The organism is Bartonella vaga (genome assembly GCF_037070895.1).
Taxonomy (GTDB): Bacteria; Pseudomonadota; Alphaproteobacteria; order Rhizobiales; family Rhizobiaceae; genus Bartonella.
This window is the reverse complement of sequence record NZ_JAYMZK010000001.1, coordinates 142,343-164,151: the sequence shown is the minus strand read 5'-3', so window position 1 is coordinate 164,151 and position 21,809 is coordinate 142,343. Positions and strand designations below refer to the sequence as shown.

Annotated in this window: 12 protein-coding genes; 7 read left to right on the top strand and 5 right to left on the bottom strand. The window is 36.5% G+C overall.

The genetic code is table 11. From position 1 onward, the window contains the following. Positions 1 to 41 precede the first annotated feature (41 nt). From WCP76_RS00615 to WCP76_RS00585, 7 genes are all read left to right on the top strand, one after another. A complete protein-coding gene (locus WCP76_RS00615) occupies positions 42 to 635 on the top strand; it encodes an LptA/OstA family protein (RefSeq protein ID WP_336293753.1) in 594 nt (197 codons plus the stop codon). 21 nt (positions 636 to 656) lie between these two features. Continuing rightward, positions 657 to 1,451 (top strand): LPS export ABC transporter ATP-binding protein, encoded by a 795-nt coding sequence (gene lptB, locus WCP76_RS00610; protein ID WP_336293752.1) that lies wholly within the window; start codon positions 657 to 659, stop codon positions 1,449 to 1,451. Between the two features lie 1,124 nt (positions 1,452 to 2,575). Beyond that, positions 2,576 to 3,040, top strand: coding sequence for a PTS IIA-like nitrogen regulatory protein PtsN (gene ptsN, locus WCP76_RS00605; protein WP_336293751.1), 465 nt, complete (start codon positions 2,576 to 2,578; stop codon positions 3,038 to 3,040). Between the two features lie 1,117 nt (positions 3,041 to 4,157). Continuing rightward, a complete protein-coding gene (locus tag WCP76_RS00600; protein ID WP_336294003.1) occupies positions 4,158 to 4,658 on the top strand; it encodes an invasion associated locus B family protein in 501 nt (166 codons plus the stop codon). A gap of 41 nt (positions 4,659 to 4,699) precedes the next feature. Further along, positions 4,700 to 5,929: a dual-specificity RNA methyltransferase RlmN gene (gene rlmN, locus WCP76_RS00595; protein WP_336293750.1), complete on the top strand. Its 1,230-nt coding sequence runs from the start codon at positions 4,700 to 4,702 to the stop codon at positions 5,927 to 5,929. 1,483 nt (positions 5,930 to 7,412) lie between these two features. Beyond that, entirely contained in the window at positions 7,413 to 9,074 is a 1,662-nt protein-coding gene (locus WCP76_RS00590) for a lysine--tRNA ligase (RefSeq protein ID WP_336293749.1), read from the top strand. Then, positions 9,074 to 10,651, top strand: a complete 1,578-nt coding sequence (locus tag WCP76_RS00585) for a peptide chain release factor 3 (RefSeq protein WP_336293748.1) — start codon at positions 9,074 to 9,076, stop codon at positions 10,649 to 10,651. The genes WCP76_RS00590 and WCP76_RS00585 overlap by 1 nt, the downstream gene beginning before the upstream one ends. An 86-nt stretch (positions 10,652 to 10,737) precedes the next feature. Here the strand turns inward: WCP76_RS00585 and trxA are convergent, their stop codons facing one another. The 5 genes from trxA to WCP76_RS00560 form a co-directional block, all read right to left on the bottom strand. Continuing rightward, positions 10,738 to 11,061 (bottom strand): thioredoxin, encoded by a 324-nt coding sequence (trxA, locus tag WCP76_RS00580; RefSeq protein WP_336293747.1) that lies wholly within the window; start codon positions 11,059 to 11,061, stop codon positions 10,738 to 10,740. Between the two features lie 106 nt (positions 11,062 to 11,167). Next, on the bottom strand, positions 11,168 to 14,653 hold the full coding sequence (addA, locus tag WCP76_RS00575) for a double-strand break repair helicase AddA (protein ID WP_336293746.1): 3,486 nt from the start codon (positions 14,651 to 14,653) through the stop codon (positions 11,168 to 11,170). Then, on the bottom strand, positions 14,650 to 17,772 hold the full coding sequence (addB, locus tag WCP76_RS00570) for a double-strand break repair protein AddB (protein ID WP_336293745.1): 3,123 nt from the start codon (positions 17,770 to 17,772) through the stop codon (positions 14,650 to 14,652). The genes addA and addB overlap by 4 nt, the downstream gene beginning before the upstream one ends. A 1,011-nt stretch (positions 17,773 to 18,783) precedes the next feature. Next, entirely contained in the window at positions 18,784 to 19,266 is a 483-nt protein-coding gene (tsaE, locus tag WCP76_RS00565) for a tRNA (adenosine(37)-N6)-threonylcarbamoyltransferase complex ATPase subunit type 1 TsaE (RefSeq protein WP_336293744.1), read from the bottom strand. A gap of 54 nt (positions 19,267 to 19,320) precedes the next feature. Beyond that, a complete protein-coding gene (locus tag WCP76_RS00560; protein ID WP_336293743.1) occupies positions 19,321 to 21,783 on the bottom strand; it encodes a sensor histidine kinase in 2,463 nt (820 codons plus the stop codon). Between the last annotated feature and the right edge of the window lie 26 nt (positions 21,784 to 21,809).

The window sequence follows — 21,809 nt, the reverse complement described above, 5'->3', positions numbered from 1 at the left end:
AAAGATCTGTATGCGTGAACAGAAGGACTGCGAGTAATAAGATGAATCCGAAGAGGCCATACAAAAAGTGGGGGAGTATGTGTTTGGCTTTGAGCATAGGGATATTGGGGTCTGGAACAGTTTTTGGGTATGCTAAAGTAACCCAATTGGGGATTAATTTATCAAATGATAAAGAACCAATAGAATTCTATGCAAATTCTTTAGAAGTACGGAATAACGAGGGGATGGCACTCTTTAATGGTGATGTTTCTGTGATTCAAGGTGAACATCTTCTCCGAACAATGAAATTAGTTGTTTACTATGATAAGACGCATAAATTAATGGATAACCAGGTGGATACTAAGGATAAGGGATCATCATCTGGCTTGTTCGGTTTTGGTATAAAAAAAATGGAAGCTTTAGGAAAAGTTTATGTAAAAATTGCTACAAAAATTGCTACGGGAGATAAAGGTGTTTTTGACGGCGAGTCAAAAATGATGAGCTTGACAGGGAGTAATGTTGTATTAACCGATGGCAATAATGTGGCCACAGGATGCAAACTAACGGCAGATATGAAAAGTGGAAAGGCTTTTCTAGAAGGTTGTGAGACATCTAAGAAAAAAAGCCGTGTTTCTATCACTTTAAAACAAAGTTAAAAGGGTGGCTATTAGGATTTCATGTTTGGAATCAAAAGAAAACAACAGATTGATAAATATAATCTTGAAAGTGGAGTTTTAACAACACCCTTAAAGGAGGGGTTAGTTGCCAGCAATTTGATAAAAGTTTACCGTGGAAGAAAAGCTGTTAATGGTGTTTCTTTTAGTATTCGTACTGGAGAGGCTGTTGGCATTTTAGGGCCAAATGGTGCGGGGAAAACAACTTGTTTTTATATGATTACGGGTCTCATTAAATCTGATGGCGGCTCCATTAAGATTGACGGATTTGATATCACCCATCTTCCAATGTATCGACGTGCTCGTTTAGGTATTGGGTATCTTCCGCAGGAAGCTTCTATTTTTCGTGGTCTTTCAGTGGAAAATAATATTAAAGCTGTTTTGGAGATAGTTGAAAAAGATCGACGTAAACGACATGAAGAGTTAGATAGCCTTTTACATGAATTTAAAATTTATCATTTACGTAAAATGTCGGCACTTTCATTATCAGGGGGTGAACGTCGACGACTTGAGATTGCACGGGCTTTAGCTGCTCGCCCTAATTTTATGTTACTTGATGAACCATTTGCAGGAATTGATCCTATCGCCATTTTTGACATTCAGCAGCTTATTCGTCATTTAACTCAACGTGGAATTGGTGTTTTGATAACGGATCACAATGTGCGGGAAACATTGGGGCTTGTTGATCGTGCTTATATTATTCATGCGGGACAAGTATTAGATCATGGTACTCCAAACGATATTATAAACAATGTTGATGTCCGCAGAATTTATCTAGGAAATCAATTTTCTCTATAATTTTCAGCTTTCATGAGTTTTTAATTTAAGCTCAAACGGAGATTAACATAATGAGTGCAAGCATTACTTTCGCATGTTCAGGTTATAAAGATAGTGCTAGGGGGAATGAATATTCATTTTGAATCTCATAATTATCTAATACGCATTTTCATCGTACAATTAAGAATAATTGTTGTCCCATTTTGGAGATTATGATGATTCTGTTAAGAACTAGAAATATAAAAAGATGCATTTGTTTGAGAGCAAAAAAAAGAATAAGTGTTTTTAATTAGCTAAAACTTCTTTTGTGACTGTAAACTTTGCCTAACTTGTTATTAAGTAATGAAAAAAACTTATTAATATGAGGTGGTTTTATTGTTTTGTAAGTTTAAATCACTTTTGATTGTATCATTGAAAAGATATCACTAGATTAACCTGGTCATGAATGATAAATGAGACCATAATAAATATGTGCATTTTTGGATGGTATATAAATATTAATAATGCTTTTATCTATCGAATCAAACGGCATAATTGTGGTACTATTTCAGATATTTTTATGATAGTTCTCTGAGTTTATATATAATTATAAATAGGGTTCGTAATATTATTTTATTGGTATACATTGCGTATTAAAAGTGAGTATACAATGAAAGATATCTGGATAAATCTGTGATTTTTTTATAATCGTGGATATATTAAAGCTTTTAGATTGCTTTCGCCAGCTAGTATTCAGGCTGTGTAATCGTTGTCAAAGTAAAGTACTATTTTGGCTTTATATCCTTATTATTTTATAAAGCTAGTTCTAAACAAGGAAAAGGAAAATAAGACCTGATGAAGAATTTACACAAATTCTTTAGACTAAAAGCTTAGAGAATTATGAAGGGTGGCTTTTGCTACTGTTGTAGAAAATTAAATTTATAGATCACTTTATTTCCTTTTTTCTCATGCTGTTAATTAGAATCTGGATGCTATTTATTGTTAGGTGGATAGTGATATGAGCTAAATTAAAATATTACCCTAATTATAGATAAAAAACAAAGATACATGCGGTTGTGTAAGAAAGTGATAAAACTTTAAGCATCTACGTCCTTTATTACTAGTTTTTTTGTTAGCATTTGATTATGCAGAAGGAAAATTAAAGTATGAATTTGAGTGAGTTAATTGCACCGGAAGCAATTATTCCGGTTCTTAAGGCAAATTCGAAGAAACAAGTTCTGCAAATTTTAGCTGAAAAAGCTGCTGAACTGACAGGTCTTAGTGAACGTGTAATTTTTGATATTGTTTTGCAGCGTGAAAAACTAGGTTCAACGGGTTTGGGTGGTGGTATTGCGATTCCTCATGGAAAACTGCCTAATATTAACCGAATCATTGGTGTATTTGCGCGTCTTAAGAGTTCAGTTGATTTTGAAGCTCTTGATGATGAGCCTATTGATCTTGTTTTTCTTCTTTTAGCGCCTGAAAATGCTGGTGCAGATCACTTAAAGGCTTTGTCACAGATTGCACGTGTTTTGCGTCATGCTGATGTTGTTCAAAAACTACGTAACACCCATGATGCCAATGCGCTTTATGCTTTATTGATTCAGAACTCAGAATCAAATGCAGCTTAAAAAAGGTTTTGTGTAATGGTGTGATAGTGTGTCACAGAGCAGATTTGAAAATAGCATAATTTGCATTTAAAGATCTTATGATCTTTAATCATATAATGTTACTTTGAAAAAATTATCTTCAAATTAACTCTTACTTAAAAGAACATATGAAAGAGGAGTCTCTTCGATTTTTGTTATTTTCATTTACAAGGCATTCATTAATATGCGCTTGGATCTCTTTAACTTAAAGAGTTTATTTGTGAATCGAATTTTTTAGTAAATCACGGTGGTTTTAATATTTCTTATGATATTGGTGTTTAAAGCTTCAAAGAAGGGTGCTGTGTCCTTTTTATAAGATGTTGAGAAAGATCAGCTATTTAAGGACAGATATGTAAATGTTGGTTCTCCGTTTGCTTGAACTACTTTAGAAGCTGGTAACTTGCTGTGATAAAGTATACGATGGGAATAAATGGCATAAAAATTCAGGAAAAGATGTATACCGTGGTTGAAGCAAGATCTATATGCCCTATACTTTTTAACCAATATGTTGATAATACTCAATAATTTTTGCAAAATAGTTTGAAAGTTGTAAAAGGCAATGCCTAGAGAATACTAAGCATAAAATATGGCTATATTATAATTGGAATTGGTGAAGGTGGATTATTTTGCGATTTTTATTAGAGCAAATGAATTGAGGGTGTTAAGTTTATGAATGATATTAGAAAAGCTATGAAATTTAGAATGTTTCTTTATGGAATGCATTTCCAAAATTTTATGGCAAATTGCCTATAATAAAAGAGTGTAGTTTATTTCTTAATAGGGTTGTGGTACATTCGCACTTTGTTTTGAAACCTGATTGCTTAAAGAAATAGATTTGTATACAAAAAACGAAATTTGTTGAATAAAATCAAGATATTGTTTTTTTATCTTTAATTATGATTATTGAATAAAAAATTCATCTTTTAGTAACATCTAAAAGGTCACATTAATTGGGTATAAAAATTTGTTCTGATTAGCGTAAAAATATTTCGTTTGTTGAAGATATTAAGATGATTATACTAACGCATTGACAAACTTTTGTTGAGCTTTTCCAATGCAGAGAATCTTGTTAGAGACTAAAGAAGTGAGCTAAATGAAAATGTTTGAAAAGACTGTTATCGCTGCATCTGTTGTTCTGGCTACTGTCGGAGTAGTATGTGCGCAAACACCAAGCCGTTTAAATCAATTTGAGGCATGGGGAGCCTATTCTTATGAATCGCCCAAAAATACAATTTGTTACGTGTTGTCGGTACCTTTAAAGTCCCTTCCAACAACGGTTAATCATGGTGATAATTTCTTTTTGGTTACCAAGCGTTCTCATTCACCTATTTCGTTTGAACCACAGTTTATGGCGGGATACAAATTTAAAGAAGGATCAAAAGTTGTTGTTACCATTGGGGATAAGGATTATGATTTTTTCACACAAGATTCTTCAGCTTGGTTGGCGTCATCAGCACTAGAAGAAAAGCTTGTTGCTGCTATGCGTGCGGGGACGAATATGACAGTAAAAGCCATCTCAAAACGAGGGACTCATACTACATATACTTATTCCTTAAAAGGAATTACTGCTGCATTGAATGCAGTTCAGAGCTGCCATTAAGGTCTCTATAACTTTAAAATAATGATATAAATTGGAAAATAATGGCCATTTCATGTGATTTTAGACCAATTAGTTCGTATCCAGCACGGGAAACAGATAATGTTATCGTGAAGGAGAGAGCTAAGCTATCTTTGATTGGCTTATCACAGAATGAGATGATGCAAGCTTTAAAGACCGTTGGTGTACCAGAGCGTCAAGTACGGATGCGTGTATGTCAGCTTTGGCATTGGCTTTATGTACGTGGTGTTTCAGATTTTGATGAGATGCTGAATATTTCTAGACCAATGCAAGAGATGCTTAAAAGCCATTTTTCTATTGCGCGTCCGAAAATCGTTGGAGAACAAATATCAAAAGATGGTACGCGTAAATGGCTTTTGCGTTTTCCTGCATGTGGGGCTGGAAAGCCTGTTGAAATTGAAACGGTTTATATTCCTGAAGAAGGGCGTGGTACCTTGTGTCTTTCATCTCAGGTAGGATGTACGTTAACTTGTTCTTTTTGCCATACGGGAACGCAGGTGCTGGTTCGTAATCTGACAGCGGAAGAAATTTTAGCACAGTTATTGGTTGCACGCGATTGTTTGGGGGATTTTCCTGATAGGAATACTCCTGATGGAGCCATTGTTCCAGTTACAGGGCGCAAAGTTACCAATATCGTTATGATGGGGATGGGGGAACCACTTTATAATTTTGAAGCAGTTAAAAAAGCTTTATTGATTGCTTCTGATGGAGATGGGCTTTCCTTATCAAAGCGTCGGATTACACTTTCAACTAGTGGGGTTGTTCCTGAAATTATCCGAACCGGAAAAGAAATTGGTGTTATGTTAGCGATTTCACTCCATGCAGTGCACGATACACTGCGGGACGTGCTTGTTCCAATTAATAAAAAATATCCGCTTGCTTTGTTAATGGATGCTTGCCGTAATTATCCTGGTCTTTCAAATGCTAAGCGGATTACATTTGAATATGTGATGCTGAAAGGTATAAATGATAGTTTGGATGATGCTAAGCGATTGATTAAATTGCTAAAAGGGATTCCTTCCAAGATAAATTTGATCCCTTTTAATCCATGGCCAGGGAGTAATTATCAATGTTCTGATTGGGAGCAAATTGAGCTTTTTGCTGATGTAATTAATCAAGCAGGTTATGCTTCGCCTATTAGGATACCGCGTGGGCGTGATATTTTGGCTGCGTGTGGTCAACTTAAGTCGGCTTCAGAGCGTTTACGAAAATCTGAACGTTTTCTACTTGAGTATGGGGCTTGTAAAAAATAATTTAAAACTTTAGCGATACGAAAACGTCAAGAAAATTTCTTAGAAATACTTTCCATAAACCAGTCGCAAAAGTGTAAGAATAAGTTTTTTTCTTAAGGTTTTAAGTAAGTCTATGGGCTATAGAAACCGTGGAAATTGTAATTGACAAAGAAATAGCAATATAAAAGAGTCCTAAAATAAGCAATTTCTATGGAGCTATAGGGGTCATAGGCATGAATGGCTTATGGTAAGAAAGTTACTTTGAAAAGAATAATAAGATTTAAAAAGTTAATTCCAATATCGGTAAACTAATTACATTTAAGGCTTTTGTACTTCTTAGTGTTTAGTTTAGAAAAATGACGTGTGTTTACTCAATATTTGCAAGGAAAGTTATGAAATATAAAAAGATTCTACAATCTTGATAATAAAAGAAGCATTGATAAACTGAGTACTACATAGTGGTAATCCAAATGAAAAAGCCTGTTGCACTTGTGAATGTGCATATAAACTCTGCTTTTTAGGTTAATGCAAGTTTATATTTGTTTTTCTAAAGACATGCATTGTGCTCTTTCGCCGAAAGTTGCTGTTCAGGCAAGCAAAATCACTATTGTCTTCTAAAAATCTTGTGCCAATTTTAATTAACTGTAGAAGTTTATTTCTGACAAATCTACTTACTGGATTGAATGGTTATGAATGCAACAGAGATATCAACGGCGCAGATTTGGTAAAAAATTTTTTATCGCTATGAAATCACGTTACGTTTAGGAAACAGTAAGAATAACTATACTCTTATATTTCTAGTTGCACGACAGAATTTTTAATATTTACTTAGCCATTGTTCATTTTAAAGATAAATTAATGCTGCGTTATGCAAAGTTTATTCATTACAGATTTTTGTTTTTATTGGATGCAAAATATTTAAGCTTCTATGGATTTATCTCGAAAAGATATTGAAAGGTATTAAAGAAAAAAGTCGTTTTGTTCTAATATATTGGTAATGTGTGGGGGGATGATAAAGCTATTTATGAGCACAAAAAAATTTCCGACTTTGTTAATTTAAACGTCACGCATTTTTACACATTAATAGCGGTGCGTTTATCAAAATCATATAAAGTACTCTTAACAATATAATAAAAAGTTTTTTGTATAAAACGTTTAATTGTGTGTTTTTTTAACTTATTGGTGCTACCAAAGAAATTGTTTGTCCTATTTTTAGTTCGATGACAGAGGATTTTTTTTCTTGCTGATAAGTGTAATAAGAAAAGCCCAGAATAATGGCAATTAAAACGCAAATAATGAAAATGAGCAAATTATGGTTCATTGTACTTATACTTCATAGATATAAAAATAAAAGAAAATACAACGGAAAGAATAGAGCAGATATTGATCATAACAAGAGGGTTAGAAGAAGATTTTGCCATCTTTTTGCTTGCTATTATTGACGAATAAATTCAAGAGCCATACACCATACCATTAAAGAGTTTAATTTTTTAGGATGAAGATAATGATGCGTGACCAATGTGATGCTTTTAGCCTTACGCCAGAATTAAGAGATGCGGCTGTTCAATCAAAAGCTTGGCCATTTGAAGAAGCACGTAAGATTATCAAAAGATATGAAAAAACAGGTTATCCAGAAATTATAATATTTGAAACAGGTTACGGACCTTCTGGTTTGCCGCATATTGGGACTTTTGGGGAAGTAGCTCGTACAACCATGGTGCGTCATGCATTTCACATTTTAACTAATAACACAGTAAAAACAAAGCTTATTTGCTTTTCTGATGATGTAGACGGTTTGCGCAAAGTTCCTGAGAATGTGCCTGATCGTGAAAAAATGGCAAGATATATTGGTCAACCACTAAGCCGTGTACCAGATCCTTTTGGAGATGCTTATCCCTCTTTTGGGGCTGCAAATAATGCACGCTTATGTGCTTTTTTAGATCGTTTTGGTTTCGATTACGAATTTGTAAGTTCCACAGACTACTATAATTCTGGTCGTTTTGATGAAGCACTTATGAAAATACTTTCCTGTTATGATAAGGTAATGGCAATTGTTCTACCAACATTAGGTGAAGAACGGAGAGCCACCTATTCACCTTTTTTACCTATTTCTCCTTTTTCTGGGAAGGTATTACAAGTACCAATGATTTCTTATAATGCTCCAAAAGGTACAATCACCTACATTGAACCTGAAACAGGAGAAACTATTGAAACCGAGATTACAGGAGGAAAAGTTAAGTGCCAGTGGAAGGTGGATTGGGCAATGCGCTGGAAGGCACTAGGGATCGATTATGAAATGGCAGGAAAAGATCTAATTGATTCCACAAATCTTTCTTCTAAAATTTGTAGAGCTCTTGGTGGAAATCCGCCAGAAGGATTTAATTATGAGCTCTTTTTGGATGATAAAGGGCAGAAAATTTCCAAATCTAAAGGAAATGGCTTAACCATTGATGAATGGTTAACTTATGCACCAACTGAAAGTTTGGGGCTTTATATGTTTTTAAAGCCAAAAACAGCAAAGCGGCTTTATTTTGATGTTATTCCAAAAGCTGTTGACGAATATTATGCACATCTTTCAGCCTATGATCGTCAGAAATGGCAAGAGCGACTTAATAATCCTGTTTGGCATATCCATAATGGCTGTCCTCCACAGATTGATTTGCCAGTATCCTTTGCTATGCTATTAAATTTGGTAAGCGCCTCAAATGCAGAGAATGAGCAAGTTCTTTGGGGCTTTATTTCTCGCTATGCTAAAGATGTAAATGCCAAAACTCATCCAGAGCTCGACCAATTGGTAAAATTTGCCATTAAATATTTTGATGTTTTTGTAAAACCAAACAAAAAATTTCGAACCCCTGATGAAGTTGAGCGCTCAACGCTGATGAATATTGATGCAAAATTAGCAAATTTGCCTGAAAATGCTGATGAAAATACTCTTCAAAATGCGCTTCTTGATGTTGCCCGTTTAATAGAACGTTATCAAGATCATAGCAAAAAAAGTCCTGCTGGAGGTCCAGGTGTTTCAAATGTTTTTTTCCAAATGTTATATGAGGTTCTTTTAGGGCAAGAGCGCGGACCACGGTTAGGATCATTTATTGCACTTTATGGGATTAGTGAAATGCGTGCACTCATTGCTGAGACGCTTGCGCGTCCTGTGGGGGAATAATGGAAAAGAGAGTGCAAGAAGTGAAGCGGCGTCGCACATTTGCCATCATTGCTCACCCTGATGCGGGGAAAACAACGCTAACAGAAAAACTTTTGTTGTTTGGTGGTGCCATTCAACTTGCTGGTGAGGTGAAGGCAAAGAAAGACCGTATTCAAACCCGCTCTGATTGGATGAACATTGAACGTGATCGCGGTATTTCTGTTGTAACGTCGGTAATGACATTTGAATATGAAAATCACATCTTTAATTTATTAGATACTCCAGGTCACGAGGATTTTGCAGATGATACGTATCGCACCCTTACGGCTGTTGACAGTGCTATTATGGTATTGGATGGTGCCCGCGGAATTGAGCCTCGGACACTAAAACTGTTTGAAGTGTGTCGAATGCGGGATATCCCTATTGTGACTTTTGTGAACAAAATGGATCGTGAAGCATGTGATCCTTTAGAAATTTTAGACGAAATTGAAGAAAAGCTTGCGCTTGATACCGCACCAATTACGTGGCCTATTGGTGTGGGGAAAAACTTTGTTGGAACCTTTGATATTCACCATGATCGTTTTCGTCAACGAGATGATGAGGTAACACAAAAAACGGTTTCTGGTCCTGATGAAGTTTCGAATTTGCTTCCTGAAAACCAGCGCGCTTCTTTTATTGAAGGCGTAACCCTTGCACGCACGGCTTGTAAAAATTTTGATCTTCAGTCTTTTCGTGAAGGGCATATGACACCAGTTTACTTCGGTTCAGCTTTACGAAATTTTGGTGTTCGTGATTTGATAAACGCTTTAGTCGATTTTGGTCCAAGTCCCCGTGATCAGGTAGCAGATCAACGCAATGTTGTGGCTACTGAACCTAAAATGACGGGATTTGTTTTTAAAATTCAAGCCAATATGGATCCCAATCATCGTGATCGTATAGCATTCTTTCGGGTGTGTTCTGGAACACTTGAGCGTGGTATGAAGATAAAGTTGGTACGAACAGGAAAATCGATGACACTTTCAACACCACAATTTTTCTTTGCTCGTTCACGACAAATTGCTGATCAAGCCTATGCTGGCGATATAGTAGGTATTCCAAATCATGGAACTTTGCGTATTGGAGATGCATTAACTGAGAGTGAGGATATTTTCTTTAAGGGCATGCCTAATTTTGCGCCAGAAATTTTGCGTCGTGTTTGTTTAGGTGATCCGATGAAAGCAAAAAAACTTAAAGAAGCTTTGCAACAAATGGCTGAAGAAGGGGTGGTACAATTATTTATCCCCGATGATGGATCTCCTGCTCTTATTGGTGTTATTGGAGCTTTGCAAATTGATGTTTTAAAGGAACGGCTTAAAGCAGAATATGGTTTGCCAGTAAGCTTTGAATCAGCACGTTTTAATATATGCCGTTGGATTTTTGCAGAGAGTAAAGAGGAGTTGCAAAAATTTCTGGCCAATCATCGGTCTTCTATTGCTCATGATCTAGAAGGTGATCCAGTTTTTTTAGCAGAAAACCATTTTTCATTGAATTATGAAGCAGAACGGGTACCAAAAATAAAATTTGCAACTTTTAAAGATTATCAAATACACTCTAAATAAAGAGATATTTTTCTTAAAAAATTCAAATGAAAGAGAGAAAAAAAAGAATCTCTCTTCATTTATAAAAGAAATCTTTATGAACAGATTTAAAGAAGGCCGTTTTTAATCCACTCAGAAATGCGTCCTTTAGGAGCGGCTCCAACCATATTTGATGAGACAGTTCCATTTTTAAACATCAGTAAAGTTGGAATTGAGCGTACCCCGTATTTAGTAGCGAGTTCTGGATTCTCATCAATATTTATTTTTGCAATTTTGACTTGGGTATGCATTTCTGTCGAAATTTCATCTAAAATTGGAGCGACCATTTTGCAAGGACCACACCATTCTGCCCAAAAATCAACCACAACAGGGGTATGAGAAGCGAGAACTTCACTTTCAAAATTACTATTATCAACTTTTATACATGCCATTGAGTTATCCTTTATGTCCATTTTATACATCGGTACGATGATGACTTATATCAAGTTATTGCAAAGATAAATTATAGAAAGCCTTTTGGGAAGGAATTTTCGTGATTTATAAGGCAAGTTCACCAAGAAGTTCATTGAGCTTTTCGGGGTTAAGTTTAAAAATTTTTGCTTCTTTGCTGTAAATAAGGATGGCTTGAATGTCTTTTTCGGGATGAATAGTTTGCAATAATTTTTGATAAAGAGCCATTTGCAGCAAATAACATGGTGCAATAGCAGCTTCATTTTCAGGTGGTGTTCCAGTTTTAAAATCAGCAAAAACAATACTATTTTGTGTGACATATAGACGATCGATTTGACCAGAAACTACCTGTTCTTTCCCACGAATTTTGACAATACCCATCAAAGAAACCTCGGCGCGTGAAAGGTTAGAGAATAGATGCTGGAGATACGGGTTGTCCAAAACTTGCCAAACATGACACAAAGCCTCTTCTCTTTGGCTTTCATGCCAGTGAGAGGCTTTAGTATTGAGATAATGTCGAGCATAATCTTGGCGGTTTTCTGGAGCACAATCAGGCAGATATTGCAGCAGACGGTGCACAATATTTCCATATTCGATAGAAAAAGCTCTGTTGGTATTTTTTTCTCCTAAAACAGGTGAAAGATTAAGTTGTTTTTGATTAGGGAAGAGTTCCATATCAGATTCAATAGAAAGACTAGCAACGGAAGGCTTTAACGGTTTTGGTAAAGAGGATTCTGTCGGGACTTTATGAGAGAAAAAATCCGGTAAAGGTGGAAATGTTTGGTTTCTGTCTACACAGGCACAGGTTTCCTCTTTGTTTATTGGGATATTAGAAGAAGGGGTGATGCAATAGCGCCAAGCTGCAATATCTTCTGCAGAATTTTCTATAAGAACTGCGTGTGGTGTAAGAGCTTTTTTTACCAACTGTAGCCATGTATGAGGGAAGATTCGCGCACCGCTATATCCGCAAATAAACAACCGATCTTCTGCACGTGTCATTCCTACATAAAGAAGACGTCTATATTCTTCTTCTGCACGTTCTTTTAAATGCAAAAGCGCTTTTTCAGAAAGTTTTGTGTTAAATTCTGCGTTGGGACACCAAATAAATCCTCGTTGATCACTCAATTTTGTGTTGCGCAAAGGAATGTTAAGCAAATGGGGTGCGTGTTGAGGATGCCAAATTGCACTACCAGAATCTATTAAAAAAACAATTGCAGCTTCCAATCCTTTAGCAGCATGGACAGTCATAATCCGAATTTCTTCGTGATTTTGATCAAGCTCACGTTTAATTTCTGGTTCACTTGCACTTAATATTTCCAAAAAAGCTTGTAGCCCTGGTAAGCCAGTTTTTTGAATAGTGAGGGTGTAATCCATAAAAGCATCAAGCACGTCGTTTGCTTCAGATCCTAGGCGAGACAAAATTTTTTGTCTCCCCTTATCGTTATTAAGAATATGGCTATAAAATTCAAAAACTGGTATTTTATCAACTAAAGCACGGTAATCGCTTAAACGCTTAAAGGCTTCTTTAAATGGCTTATACGATGGTGTGTGTGTACCAAGACTTTTCCAAAGTGACCCTGTGCGTTGAGCTGCAAGCTGGTACAATTCATCTTCTGTAAACGAAAAAAGTGGACTTTTTAAAACACAGGCAAGAGAGAGATCATCTTGTGGTTGTAAAACAAAGCGTGCAAGTGCCATTAAATCACGTATACTAATATGGTTTGTGAGCTGTAAACGATCAGCCCCTGCTACGGGAATATCGCGTAGCTTAAGTGCACGAGAAAGGGCAGAGACAAAATGATCACGTTTACGCACTAAGATCATAATATCACTAGCGCGTAATAAACGTCCCTTTGCTGGAAGCATTTCTCCTTTTTGTAGCCAATCAGCAATGGTTTCGGCGATTTTTTCTGCTAAGCGGACTTCAGGTGTATCTAAATGATCAACAGTTAAATGCCAATCATCAGGAAATTCTTTTGTTTCTTTGGAAATAGCATCCCATAAAATAACATCACCAGGACTATGGGCACGAATGGCTTCGTGCACAGTTTTTGCGTTTTCTGCTGAAAGCCCTTTGTAGTTTTCTGGTGTTTCAAATACAAGGTCGACACTTTTCAGAATATCAGCTGTAGAGCGAAAAGAATAATTCAGTTGGACTTTTTCAAATTTCTGTTTTACTTGCTGCGCTTTTTTTTGAATTATTCGTCCATTTAAAGCAAAATTTTCTGGTGCAGCACCTTGGAAAGAATAAATAGATTGCTTTTCATCTCCAACAGCGAAAAGAGTGCGTATATTTGTACGCTGACTGTAACCTGTAAAAAATTCTTCGGCTAAAAGTTGAATAATTTGCCATTGCTCAGGGTTTGTATCTTGTGCTTCATCGAGCAGAATATGGTCAAGACCACGATCAAGCTTATATTGCACCCATTGGCTTGCACCTTTACGCTGTAACAAGTGAAGTGTGCGTTCAATAAGGTCATCGAAATCTAACAGACCGTTGATCTTTTTTAAGTTCGCATAGATTTTAAGATAAATGGAGCAAAGTTGAAAAGCCGCCATATTAAGTGTAACGACTTTTTCACATTGATATTTTTCTAAAAGAATAGAAAGTTGACTTTGTTTTTCTTCAATTTCTTTTTCAATAAAAGGCCAAATTTCATCTGATTTTTTAGAAGATAAACGTACAAAGTTACGTGGTTTTCCTGTAGTTGTAAAATAAATATTTGAAATAATATCGATAATTGTTGCTTCATCAGAAGCAGCAGATAATTGAGAAAATTGCGCAATTATAGCCTCGGAATTTTTGTTGCCATAGGTTTGATAGTGCTTAAGAGCATGAGAAGACAATAAAGCTGTTTTTTGAATTTTTTTCAACAGCAGTTGACGTGTTTCATCAGGTGCTAAATTAAAAAGCGCACGTAATTCTTTTTCTCCATTTTCAGACAAAATAAAAGCTAAAAAATGAGATAGACTATGTTGCTTTTGGGTCGCTTCATCTAACAGTTGAGCAAAAGCACTTTCATTGATAACTTTAAAAAGTTGCTTTAAAGCTGCTTGTGCATCGCTGCGCATTATAAGTTGGTGGCGAGCTTCTTGTAGTAATTTTTTTTGATTAATATCATCAAGAAGTTCAAAATGCCCAGCGATATTAGCTTCCAACATAAATTGATGCAATAAAGATTCACAAAATGCGTGAATCGTTTGAATTTTTAAGCCACCAGGTGTTTCGAGGGCATGTGCAAAGAGTTGGCGCGCTGAAGTTAGTTTTTGTGCGTTAGCGGGTTTGTTCTCAAGGCGTGACAAAACGATTTTGAGTTCTTCATCATCAAGTTCGTTCCAACTGGAAAGTGTGCGAAAAATCCGTGCCTGCATAACAGCAGCAGCTGCCTTTGTATAAGTAAGGCATAAGATGCGTGCTGGAGGTGTACCATTTAAAAGTAAACGGATGACGCGCTCACTTAAAACGTGTGTTTTTCCAGATCCTGCATTTGCAGAAACCCATACATTTGTTTTCGGATGAGTTGCTGTTGCTTGTGCATTAAGAGCTGCTTCAGGAATGGAAAAAAAAGTCATGATTGATCTGCCTTATGAGAACTGTTTGACCATTCCCATAATCGTGCCAAATGGTCATAGTCGCTTTCATATGGTTTTTGTAAGGGCACTGCGTGTGAAAGATAGCCTTGTTGTGGATTTTGGTAATATTCCATTAATGAAATAAGATGCTCCCATGCTTTTTTACCAAGGCTGATTACATTTTTTTGATCCATTGCTTCTTTGCTTGAAAAAACAGATTGAGATTTTATTTCTCCTTTTTTATTAAGAGGGATGTAAAATAAATTTGATGGGGTAAAACCTTGAAAATCTGTAAAGGCTCCTTGCATTAACAAAGCTGTTTCTAATGCTAATTGTGGAAAAAGTAAGTCACGAACTTGTTTTGATGAGGGAGGAAGATTGGTTTTAAAATCAAGAATTTCAACCATTTTTCCTGGAAAAACATCAATACGGTCAGCACGTCCTGAAAGAGTTATACCTGTTGTACCTATTGGTATTTTTTTAGATGACACTTCAGCATGTCGTTCTCTGGGTCCAAGACTTTTTTCCCATTGGATGAAAAATGGGGCAAAATTTTCAAAAATGATCCACCAAATTGTTTGAATATCGCGCGACAAATTTAATTTATTAAACTCTTTACGTCCAATAGTTAGGAGGGCATCTAATGCATTTGTAGAATTGGGATCTTTTATTTGTGTGCAAAAAGTAGCAAGAATAGCATGATAAAGCGTTCCGCGCTCGGCAGCAGAAGGATTATAAATAAGAGGTTTAAGTGGTTTGAGACGTAAAATTTTTTTCGCATAAATAGCGTAAGGATCATACCGCAATGTTGCTATTTCAGTAACAGAAAAATGCTGTGGACGCATATTAAGGGGAGGAACAGGACAAGGGCGCTGCGCGTGAGCAGTGAGATTTGTACTATCAAGCGTTTTTGCCCAATGAAGAAAAATTTCACCTCGTGCGCGGATTTGCTTCCAGACTTGTTTTCCTACAACCGTTTCTAAGCGTTGTAGCCAGCGTGAAGGGATAGAAGGGGCATGATTGACTCGTTTAGCTCGGCTCATCACGATTTTATTCATTCCCATAGCCCATTGAAAATCATGCGCAGAAAGGCCAATACGATGTTCCGGTGGTTCAAGAGTTAACATTATTTTCATTGGTCGTGATAAAAAGGCATTGTTGCGAGTTGTTATTGGCCATGATCCTTCATTAAGGCCGCCAATAATCATTGTATCAACCGTTTGTAGACGTGATTCTAAGGCACCCCAGATAAATAAGCGTGGATGCCCTCCAGGAGGAGGTGTTACGGAACGGGTTGCTATAAGAGCCGAAAACATAGCCGGCCATTCATGCAGATGAAATTTTAATCCTGATTGATCACTTATTAATTCACACAAAAAAGTCGATAGAGCTTGTCCAGCTTCATCCTGGTAAAGGTTTGCGAGAGAATTGTTTTCATTACATCCAAAATTTTCAAAAACCTCAACAGTTGCTATTGCTGCTTCATTGATTGTGCATTCTTTCTTTTGTTTTATAAGAGATGTTAAAGGTTCAACAGCTTCGGCCAAAAGATGACAAAGCAAGCGTGTTTCTTCGCTCTTGCGTTGATCAAAAGTGTTGTTGTCAGAATTATTGTGGAGATGTGTTTTCATCCATGTTTCAAAAAATTGATCACATGCGCAAAGATTGATACGGCCAGTACTTCCGCGAAGAACAAAAAGTTCAAAATTTTCTACCATTTCGCGTAAGCGATGACGGTTTTGTCCAAGTGTTGTGAGTGGATGTTTAAGAAGGGAAAGAAAAGCAACAGGATCATTTGGCTGAAACATATTTTCCAAAATAAGCCGTAACAAAGTTGACGGAAGTGTTTGTGAAAGTGGGATTCCTCCCGAATCATTTGCTTCAATGCCAAATCGTTGCAATTCAACCACAACACGGCGTGCTAAATTACGGTCATTGGTAATAAGGGCTGCGGTTTTTTGAGGGTCTTCAATGGCATTGCGTAAAGCAACAGAAATGGCGAGGGCTTCCTCACGCTCATTTATGGCTTCAATTAATGACAAATTTTCACAAAGGCTTTCGTAATCGTCGCGTACAATTTGTGCCCATGTGTCTGTTGTTGAAGCTGGTCGGAGTGCTTCTGATAAAAGAGCTGCACGTTTTTTGTTAATTGAGCTTTGTTGCCCAATTTCGCGAACATGAGCGCGATTACATTTCATAAGAGATAAAAGTTTTTTAAAGTGATATTGAGGATGGCTAGAAGCTCTGGTTGTATGATTTAAAAAATCAGAAGTTGTTATTTCTTCATTGATCGTGCCTAATGCATTCCATTGTGCTTCATCCATATGAAAATCAAGGCCAGGGAGAACAACGGCTCCTTTGGGTAGATAGGAAATAACCTTTAAAAGTTGTGCTACTGCTGGAATAGAACCCGTTGCACCAGCGGCAATGATAGGTTTATTAGGATTTGTACGGTGTAGAGTCTCTGCGTGCATTTTGAGGATTGTATTGCGCCATAAAGTCGGGTTACTTCGTTGTTTTTCTTTTAAAATTTGCGGCCAGCTTTGTGTAACAATATTGAGAAAATTAAGCGTTATTTGCCACCATTCTGCGACCGTATCAGGGGCAATTTCTTTAAGCTTTGACCAATCTGCTTCTTCTGTTTCAATCTCATCCATTAACTGTGCTAAATCTTGAGCAAGCCAAATTGCATCCGCAGTATGAGCAGGAATAATAACATCTTCTGTACCAAACATAGCACGCATATGGGCAGGTAAATTTTCACGCCAAGGACGAATGAGGCGCGCTAAAAGCAGAAGGCGTTCACTTTCTCCAATAGGAGGATTTAGGGTATAGGTATAGTTTTCAGCAAAAAGAAAGCTATCCTCGTTCGAATCTCCTAAGGGGCGAATAGTTGGCAAAAAGGTTGATTTCTTGCCACTTCTTTCAACAAAAGCTGTGCGCAAAGCGCGGGCAGCACGACGTGTCGGAACGTAAATGAGGGTGTCAGCAAGAGCTGTTTGAATATCCCCGCTAGGTGCGAAGTCATCAATAAGAGTGCCTGAAAGCAGAGTATCAACAAAATGCGGTAAAAAAGGAGTGCCAAGAGAAATGGAAAAGACGCGGGGATTATGGGTCATGAGATTTCATTTTGGATGCATGGAATATATTCTCGTTTTTTCATTATTTTTTTACTGTATATGATTTTCATATAGAAAAAAACTGAAAAGCTGCGTTGATGCAGGAATTTCCGATTTGGATTAAATAGGCAATTTTTAGCAAATGATATCTATGAGTTGAAATTAAAAGTTTAAAAATAAAACGGAAATAGATATCTTTATATTTCTACATTTTACAGCAAAAAATTTATTGCTTTGTGAAGATGATCTTACAAAAATTAATAGTAAAGCATCTACTATGCTTTTAGGAGAAGCCATAGTTTTTGATAAAAGTTTTGTAGAAGTGAAAAAGTTAGACGAAGAAAGATTACAGGAAAAATAATCCCGCATATAGGGTAGAAATTTAAGATAAGAAAATTTTTCATATCGCTTGTGAAGACGCACATAAAGTTCCTAAAATTTCGAAAATCCGTTGCGTGCTCGCAAAAATATAAAATTTTTGCTTTGAGAGTTTGTGGATAAACAGGCCATGCATCTTATGTTAGAAGAGATCGTAGGGTGTTAGGCTTTTAAAGCATCTTAAAAATCAATGAGAGCAATGTAGGAAATTCCTCCTTATGAATATAGCAAAGAATATTAAGAGAGTGGTAATCACGCATGATAAAAGTCTTATTTTCTTGGATGAGACTATCGAGATAGAGCTGCCTGCGAATAAATAAAGCCCTACGTTGCTATTTATCTAAGGCCCGTTGCGTTTGAATAGAAGATAGTAATTTAGAAATTCGCTAGAAGAAATGTGATGCGCTCTTTTAGGGGATTGCCAGTTTTATCTAAAATGAGTTTGTTATTCCTACAAATTGACGAATATCTTTTACAAGATGTGTTTATTGTTGCGTAAGAAGAATCTGTATTCCATGTCATTATTCATGATTTTCCCACCCATAAGGACTTTTTGATAATGCTTATCATCTAAATTTATAAGTATGTCCTGAGGCATCGCAACCTAAAAGGCAATGGTGAACATGACTCTGTTTATGAGTTATTAAAAAATGTGCAAGTTGCAAAATATTTCTGCAGATACTCAATAGAATGTTCTTCTGACTTAAGATTCACGCGACGTCCAAAATCTTCATATTGTAGCGTGATTGCAAAGGTAACAAAACCCAAAAGATCTGCACCTTTTTCAGGCCATTCAACGAGTAAAATACTTTGTTCACGCGCTTCATAAAGTCCTAATTCATCGATTTCTTCTTCCATAGAAAGACGATAAAGATCAGCATGAATAATTTCAAATTGCGAAAGTTGATAACTTTGCGCAAGAGTGAAAGTTGGACTTGGCACATCCAATGTATTATCATTGGAAAGTGTGCGGATGATTGTTCGTGCAATGGTTGATTTTCCTGTTCCAAGATCACCTTGAAGCGTCACAAGATCACCTTGCTTTAAAGCAAGAGCTAGGTTTTGCGCAAAAAGCTTAGTTGCTTCTTCATTTTCAAGAAAAAAACTAAAATTCATTAAGATTTCCAAAAAATAGCTGAAAGAAAGTTTTGTGAGAATTAAAAAGCAAGACTAAAAAACTTTGTCTTCTTTTAAGATTGGGAAAAAGCATTTAACGGTTGTTCCTTGTCCAGTTCCAGTCAAAATTTCAACATGTCCACCGTGGAGTTCAACAAAGCTTTTAACAAGAGAAAGGCCAAGACCCGCTCCTGCACGCCCTCCATGATGGGAATGAGAAGAAAAACGTTTGAAAATTCGATCAAGAATATCTTTTGGAATATCAGACCCTTCATTATGAACACTAAAAACAATATTATTATTTTGTTCCTCCGCACAAAATTCAATCGTGCTTGCTTCTGTTGCAAAATTAATGGCATTACTAAGGATATTAATAAAGATTTGGTGCAGGCGTGTTGCATCAGCAGATATGAAATTAAGGGAAGGAGAAATTTGTTGTAAAAGCGTAATATAACGTCCGTTAAGGCGCTCTTCTACTCGCGCCACTGCTTGCACCATAGCATCGGCAATATTAATTGACTGTATATCCAATTCCATGATGCCTGCATCAAGGGTCGCTAGGTCAAGGATATCATTAACAATATTTAAAAGAGTGCCAGATTCCGAATGAATGTGTCCAAGATATTCCTGTTGACGTTCATTCACAGAACCAAAAATTTGATCGCGTAAAATGTCTGAAAATCCGATAATATTAGTGAGGGGTGTACGTAATTCATAGGAAACATGTTGAACAAATTCATTGCGCAAACGATCAGCACTTTCCAAGGCTTCATTTTTTTCTTGAAGGGCACGTGCGACATGAACAGTGTCGGTAACATTAGCAAAAGTGAGCATTGTCTGTCCATCAGGAAGAGGTACCAATGTATAGTCAATAATCATTCCATTTTTTAGATCCATCCGACCTGAAGATGTATCACGATTTTCAGCAAAACCTGTAATGAATTTGGTAAATTTCCTCCATTCTTCTCCCACACTTAAAGTTAAACAATGGCTTTGTAATTTTGTGATGTGGGTGCCCTCTACCAGCAAATTATAAGGTAAAGATAACAATTTTGATAAGGCTGGGTTTGATAAACGTAGACGCCCATCAGTACCAAAAACCACGACACCTTCTGAAAGCTTATCAAGTGTTTCACCTTGTATTTTGATTAATGTATTATAGCGTCGTTCGAGATCGACTTTTTCTGTGAGATTTTCGTAAAGCCAAGTGACACCTCCTTGTGGATGAGGACTAGAAATGACACGCACTGTACGTCCGTCTGGAAGATCCCAAATTTGTTGGCTTGATTCTGATTGTTGATAGGCTTTAAAAAGTTTTTCTTTCCATGCGCGCCAATCAGGATGTTCACCAATGAGTCCTTTTTCACGCAAATGTTCAAGAAGCAACGCATGACTTGGTTCACTTTCGAGAAAAGAACTTTCCAATGACCATAAAATTTTGAAAGCATGGTTGCAGAATTTTAATTTTTGGTTTTTATCAAAAATTGCTACAGCTGTTGATATTTTGTCAAGTGTTTCACAATGCCCTTGGAGAACACGTCCCATTTCATGGGAAAGATTTTCATATGCACTATCATCACGGGCAAAAGCTGCCATTCCTTCTGCTGTTGTAATCCGTGTGAGATGAAAACGACGCCTCTCTCCATTAATGACCGTATAAACATGTTCTTGAAAAATGGTTTCTGCTTCATTTTTTTTGCATTGTGTTTCTTCATTGAAAAGATCATCGATTTTATTGCATTTTTCTTTAAAGTCTGTCATTTCTTTAAAGGAACGATTAATAAAGCGGACTTTTCCTTCACAATCTCGTATCCACACTGGTTCTTGAATACAATCAAGAAGATTGCGTTGTATTCTTAATTCGGTAAGAATTTTAGCGATATCTTTCTGTAAGTGTGCATTTTCGTTTTGCTGTTTTGAAATATCTTGAAAACGTGCAATGGCTACTGTTCCTGCGATGATGCCTGTAGCTTGTAACAATATATTGCTTGTGGTGGTAATAGAAAGTTCGAAAGGATGACAGTTACAACGCAATTGAGTCAATGCGTAATCAAGTTCTCGCAGAGATATTTCTTCAAGCCAGAGCTCAAAACGTTGAAAATCGTTCTTATGAATGCCTATTTTTTGCAATGCAGGAATGTTTCCAACTATACGTGGTAAGGATGTTGGATTTTCCCAAATAAGAAGGCATTGCGAAGTTTCTTCCATAAGCCGTTCATAATATGTGAGTTTTTCAGAAAGATCTGCTTGAATTATCTTTAAACGCTTCAACGAAGATTTTTTTGCACTCATAGTAACTCTCATGCATATGAAGAGTGAAACGCAAAAAATACCTCCACAGAGTGCTAAAATAAGCCATGGCCCATCTAAAAAAGCGAAATAAAATGGCTGCATTTCAGGCAATTGAGCTACAGCTTGTGTTGAAGAAAAAAGGAAAAGAAAACAAAAAACACCGATACAAATTCGGATCATTCTTTGAGCTTTTTCTTTGGAGTTATAATCACCAAAGCTGAGCACGACGCGCTTTCCTTTTTCTTTTGACC